Raw genomic sequence first — 5,717 nt, forward strand, 5'->3', positions numbered from 1 at the left:
CAAGGCCGCGGCGGCCGACTTCGAGGGCAATATCGCCGAATTGCTGGCCAAGTCCGTCAACCAGAACGCCCTCGACGACGCCGTCACCCCCGAGGATCGCGACCGGCTGCTAGAGGCCCTGCGCGGCTGGGGCATGCTGGACAAGGACTACAGGTACGGTTCCAACCTGCGCGCCTCGGGCCACCGGGGCTTTGATCGTCCACCGGGCGGCGGCGTCAACGGCGCGCCGATCGCCTCGACACCCTACGATTTCAGCGACGTGCTCGATCCGCAGGTCTGGACGTCCATGGCCTTCTTCATGGGCCACGAGATGCAGACCACCATGTTCCAGCCGGTGGGCGGCATGGACATGATCGGCAAGGCCTTCGCTCGTCAGGTCGGCGGCCTGATCACCTACAACGCCAAGGTCAGCAAGATCGCCCAGGACGACAAGGGCGTGGCGGTCACCTACCAGGACACCGCGACAGGCAAGACGGCGACCGCCGAGGCCGACTGGTGCGTCTGCACCATTCCGCTGGGCGTGCTGGGCCAGATCGACACCCAGGTCACCGACGCGATGGTGGCGGCGATCCGGGCCGTGCCCTATTCGGGCCAGGTCAAGATCGGCCTGGAGATGCGTCGTCGCTTCTGGGAGGAGGACGACTCCATCTATGGCGGCCACAGCTTCACCGACCAGGAGATCGGCCTGATCTCCTATCCCAACAACAACTTCTTCGGCGACGGCCCCGCCGTCCTGCTCGGCGCCTTCGCCCGCGAGATGGGGGCCTATCGCCTGGCGGGCATGACGCCGGAGCAACGGATCGAGGTCGCGCAGCAGCAAGGCTCCCTGATCCACCCTGGGAGCTATCGCAAGGAATTCCGGACGGGGGCCTCTGTCGCCTGGAGCCGGGTGCCCTGGTCGCTCGGCTGCTGCGCGCGCTGGAACGAAGACACCCGCAAGGAGCACTACCAGACCCTGGTCGGCATGGATCGGCGCATCGTCCTGGCCGGCGAGCACGCCTCCTATGTCGGCTGCTGGATGGAAGGCGCCCTGCTGTCCTCGATCGACGCCATCACCCGACTTCACCAACGCGCCCTGGAGGCCTGAGGATGCAAACCCGTTCCCTCATCGCGATCGCGCTCCTGGCCCCGACCCTGGTCGCAGCCCCGGCGCTCTCACAAGCCGTGCAAGGCGGCGACACCGGCGGCGGCGTGGTGCGGGCCGCCAAGCCCGTGACCGGCGCCCAGATCTACGAACAGGTTTGCCAGGCCTGCCACATGGCAGACGCCAAGGGCGGCGCCGGGGCGGCGACCATTCCGGCCCTGGCGGGCAACCGACGCCTGGCGGCCTCGGCCTATCCCATCGCCATCATCGTCAATGGCAAGGGCGCCATGCCCAGCTTCACCGACCATCTCGGCGACGAGCAGATCGCCGAGGTCGTCACCTATGTCCGGACCCATTTCGGCAACGCCTATCCCAAGCCCGTCACCGCGGCGGAGGTCGCCCGGATCGACCATCCCCATGCGGCGGCGGGGCACTGAGTTAGACTATGAAGGGGCCACGATCGGGCCCGATCGCTGCTCGAGCCAGTATTGCCCGGCCGCCAAACAGCTCACAAGAGCAGCGGCGATCCACAGGGCGACGACGCCCAGTTTGAGATAGGCGGTCGCGCCCAGGGCCCCGCCCAGGGTCAGGCCCGTCCACAGGGCTAGGTACGGCAGCCAGGCGAAGCGATCGCCGCCGGTCAGGGCGGCGGCGATCCGGTGCCCCGCCTTGACCAGGGTCCCGGTCATGTAGGTCAGACCCATGCCCACATCGCCATTGCGCTGAAAGACCGCGTTCTCGGCCCCCATGGCCATGACCATGGCCACCACGCCCCAGGCCCCATGGCCCAGGCTGATCAGGGCGGCCGCCAGGGCCAGCAGGCCGGCCTCGAGGGCCATGACGGCCGAACGTCGATCCTCGCCGGCGCGGCGCGCCACGAGCGCGCCCAGCACCACGCCCAGCACGAACAGCGCCACCAGCCCGGCCGCCTTGCCCGCCGACCACCAGTCGCCCCGCGCCACCCCGACCCCCAGCCGGGTCGAGTTCCCGCTCATGAACGAGACAAAGAATCCGCCCAGCTTGAGAAACCCGATGGCGTCGACATAGCCGGCCACGGCCGACAGCATCGAGGCCAGGGCGATATCACGGCGGCGATAGTCCTTCATGGGCGTGGGCCTGTCACATTACCTCAGGATCATCACCGATCCGGGCGCATGGATTCAAGGCGCCCGAACTAGGTCGGCGGCAGGGCGTTGGCGCGGGTGAAGAAGATCGTGACCCTCATGCCCCCGCTCGGCTCGACGCCGACCTCGACCCTGGCATTGGCGTTCTGGCGCAGAGACTGGACGATCATGTGGCTCAGCTTTCCTGCTCTGGGCCACCCGCTGCCCGGCGCCAAACCGACACCGTCGTCCGAAACCACGACCTTGCAACCCTCGTCGTCGACGAGACTTTGCAACGTGATCGTCCCGCCTTCCCGCCCCTTGAAGGCGTGCTTGAGGGCATTAGTCAGCAACTCATTGACGACCAGACCCGTCGGCATCGCCACGTTGATCGACACAGGCCAGGTATCGACCTGCAGGTTGAGATGGATGCCTTCCACCGCATGGGCCCGCATGACCGCCGAAGCGATCTCACTGAGGTAGACCCCGAGGTCAACGGTCTCAGACTGGGCTTCTTCCGACAGCGATCGATAGAGCAACCCCAACGCCTCAACACGCCCGGCCAACCGGCTGAACCGTTCGTCCTTGGCCTCTTCAGGCGCATTGCGCGCCTCGATGCGGATCAGGGCGGTGATCATCTGCAGATTGTTGGCGACGCGGTGCTGCAGTTCGCGGAGCTGCACGTCCTTGTCGAGGATGCGCTGCTCAAATTCGCTACGGTCAGGATCGCGACTGGTCGCGCCGACCAAGGCCAGCATACGAAACACTGGCGCGCCTGCGTCGTCCTGAATGAGGTTCGACCAGGCGTCGACCGCTTCGACACCCTGGCTGTGGGCGAAGGAGAAGACGCCGATATAGTCCTGGTCGTCGACGACCGCGGCGCTCAGCGCCGCGTCAGCTTGGGGATCGGCGGAACGGCCCAGCAGGGCCGTCCATGACTTGCCCTCCAGCGCCGCGCCAGCCTGCCCGCTGAGCCGTTCAAACTCGAGATTGGCGTAGACGATGCGTTCGACCGGATGCAGCTGCGAGACCGCGATGGCGATCGGCGCCTGGTCGAGAAATTGCCGGAAGCCGTCGCTCTCAAGAACGCTGGCCAGATCGGGATTATTGAGCAACTGATCCAGTTGCTCGCCGTTTTCGATCACTTTGGGGAACTCCGCCTTCAGTCTCCGGACGACGCCAAGAGAGCGGAAGAAAGTCCCTATACGCTGAACCGGGCGCCTTTAGGCATAAGAAAAGCGGCGCGGCCATTAAGCCGCGCCGCTTCCCAAATTGCATTTGGACCGGCGACTACCGCCTGATCCGGATGCTTAGCCGACGATGTCTTCAGCCGTGAAGAACTGGGCGATTTCGATGCCGGCGTTCTCGAGGCTGTCCGAACCGTGGACCGAGTTTTCGCCGATCGACAGGGCGAACAGCTTGCGGATCGTGCCTTCATCGGCGTTTTCCGGGTTCGTGGCGCCCATGACTTCGCGGTACTTCAGGACGGCGTTGTCGCCTTCCAGAACCTGGACCACGACCGGCTCGGCGGTCATCTGGCCGACCAGTTCGCCATAGAACGGGCGTTCGGCGTGGACTTCGTAGAATTTCTTGGCTTGGGCCTCGGTCAGCTTGACGCGACGCTGGGCGACAATGCGCAGGCCAGCGGCTTCGATGACGGCGTTGATCTTGCCGGTCAGGTTGCGGCGGGTCGCGTCGGGCTTAAGGATCGAGAAGGTACGTTCGGTCATGGTCCGAAAATCTCACACATAAAGTTGTGAATTGGGAGGTTGCGGGCTTATAGCCGGGCGCTCCCTCCCCGCCAAGCGCTGCGTATCGTTCAAATCAAATGCTCCAGATCAATGACCTGACCTTCAACGCCTGGGGTCGGAAGTTCTTCGACCATGCCAGCGTCAGCCTGCCCCCCGGGGCCAAGGTCGGGCTGATCGGCCGCAATGGCGTCGGCAAGTCCACTCTGTTCAAGCTGATCCTCGGCCAGTTGCACGCCAGTGACGACGAAATCAGCCTGCCCAAGACCGCTCGGATCGGCTCGGTCGACCAGGAGCACCCGGCCACGCCGGTGACCCTGCTCGACACCGTTCTAGAGGCGGCCGAGGAGCGCCACGCCCTTCTGACCAGCCTGGAGACGGCGGAACCGGAGGACATGGGCGAGATCTGGTCCCGGCTGATCGAGATCGACGCCGACGCCGCGCCGGCCAAGGCGTCCGAAATCCTCTCGGGCCTGGGCTTCTCGCAGGAAGACCTGGCCCGGCCGATGGCCGAGTTCTCCGGCGGCTGGCGGATGCGGGTGGCCCTGGCCGCGGCGCTGTTCTCCGAGCCCGACATGCTGCTGCTCGACGAACCGACCAACTATCTCGACCTGGAAGGCGCCCTGTGGCTGGAGCAGCGGCTGCAGAAATACCCGCACACCGCCCTGATCGTCAGCCACGACCGCGAACTGCTCAACAACAGCTGCACCCACATGCTGCACCTGGCCGGCGGCAAGCTGGAGCTCTACACCGGCGGCTATGACGACTTCGAGCAGCGCCGCGCCGAGAAGGCCCGCCTGCAGATGTCGGCCAAGGCCAAACAGGACGCCGAGCGCGCTCACCTTCAGGCCTTCGTTGATCGCTTCAAGGCCAAGGCTTCCAAAGCGGCGCAAGCCCAGTCCCGTATGAAACGCCTGGCCAAGATGCAGCCGGTCGCCACCACGATCGAGGAGCGCGTCGCGCCCTTCACCCTGCCCTCGCCGCCCCGCCCCCTGCCGCCGCCACTGATCCGCCTGGAGCGGGCCAATGTCGGCTATGAGGAAGGCCGTCCGATCCTCAAGAACCTCAACCTGCGCATGGACCTGGACGACCGCATCGGCCTGCTGGGCGTCAATGGCGCGGGCAAGTCGACCTTCGCCAAGATGATCGCCGGAGCACTGGGCGTGCAATCAGGCGAGTTCCACCGCGACCGCAAGATGAAGGTCGGCTGGTTCCACCAGCACCAGATCGAGGCCATGGATCCGGTCGACACCCCGCTTGAGATCATCCGCCGGGCCATGCCCGACGCCTCCGAATCCTCACGTCGTTCGAAACTGGCGCAGTTCGGCCTCGGCTATGAAAAGCAGGAGACCACGGTCGCTAACCTCTCGGGCGGCGAGCGCGCGCGGCTTTTGCTCAACATGGTGGCCATGGATGCGCCGCACATGCTGATCCTCGACGAGCCGACCAACCACCTGGACATCGACAGCCGCCGAGCCCTGCTGGACGCCCTGAACGACTATCAGGGCGCCGTGATCCTGATCACCCACGACCGCTCGCTGATGGAGCTCGTCGCCGACCGCCTGTGGCTGGCCGCCGACGGCACGGTGAAGCCTTCGACGGCGATATGGACGAATACGCCAAGTTCGTGCTCGACCGCGCCAAGCAGTCGGTGAAGCCCTCGCAGGTGGCCCGCGAACCGGCAAGGCCGAACCCGCGCCGCCCCCGCCGCGCAAGACGGTCGCCATCGAGCCGCTGAAGCGCAAGATCGAGTCCGCAGAGCAGGTCGTCACCCGTTGCACC

General features: G+C 65.9%; 5 protein-coding genes and 1 pseudogene. 3 read left to right on the forward strand and 3 right to left on the reverse strand.

Going from position 1 to position 5,717, the window contains the following annotated elements; all coding sequences use genetic code 11:
• Positions 1-1,087 (forward strand): flavin monoamine oxidase family protein (locus CSW58_RS07655; protein ID WP_099446890.1); only part of this gene is annotated, 1,087 nt, incomplete at its 5' end.
• A 2-nt stretch (positions 1,088-1,089) separates the two neighbouring features.
• Entirely contained in the window at positions 1,090-1,521 is a 432-nt protein-coding gene (locus CSW58_RS07660; RefSeq protein WP_099446891.1) for a cytochrome c, read from the forward strand.
• A gap of 6 nt (positions 1,522-1,527) precedes the next feature.
• On the opposite strand, the gene CSW58_RS07665 is transcribed toward CSW58_RS07660, so the two are convergent.
• The 3 genes from CSW58_RS07665 to ndk all read right to left on the reverse strand — a co-directional run bounded on the left by CSW58_RS07665 (position 1,528) and on the right by ndk (position 3,917).
• Entirely contained in the window at positions 1,528-2,190 is a 663-nt protein-coding gene (locus CSW58_RS07665) for a YoaK family protein (protein WP_099446892.1), read from the reverse strand.
• 68 nt (positions 2,191-2,258) lie between these two features.
• Complete coding sequence (locus CSW58_RS07670; protein WP_099446893.1) at positions 2,259-3,332, reverse strand: sensor histidine kinase; 1,074 nt, start codon at positions 3,330-3,332, stop codon at positions 2,259-2,261.
• Positions 3,333-3,497: 165 nt separating this feature from the next.
• Positions 3,498-3,917, reverse strand: coding sequence for a nucleoside-diphosphate kinase (gene ndk, locus CSW58_RS07675; RefSeq protein ID WP_099446894.1), 420 nt, complete (start codon positions 3,915-3,917; stop codon positions 3,498-3,500).
• 98 nt (positions 3,918-4,015) lie between these two features.
• Between ndk and CSW58_RS07680 the strand changes: the two are divergent.
• Positions 4,016-5,717, forward strand: a pseudogene (locus CSW58_RS07680) (ABC-F family ATP-binding cassette domain-containing protein); the annotation flags it as partial.

This window comes from Caulobacter sp. B11, from assembly GCF_002737765.1.
Taxonomy (GTDB): Bacteria; Pseudomonadota; Alphaproteobacteria; order Caulobacterales; family Caulobacteraceae; genus Caulobacter.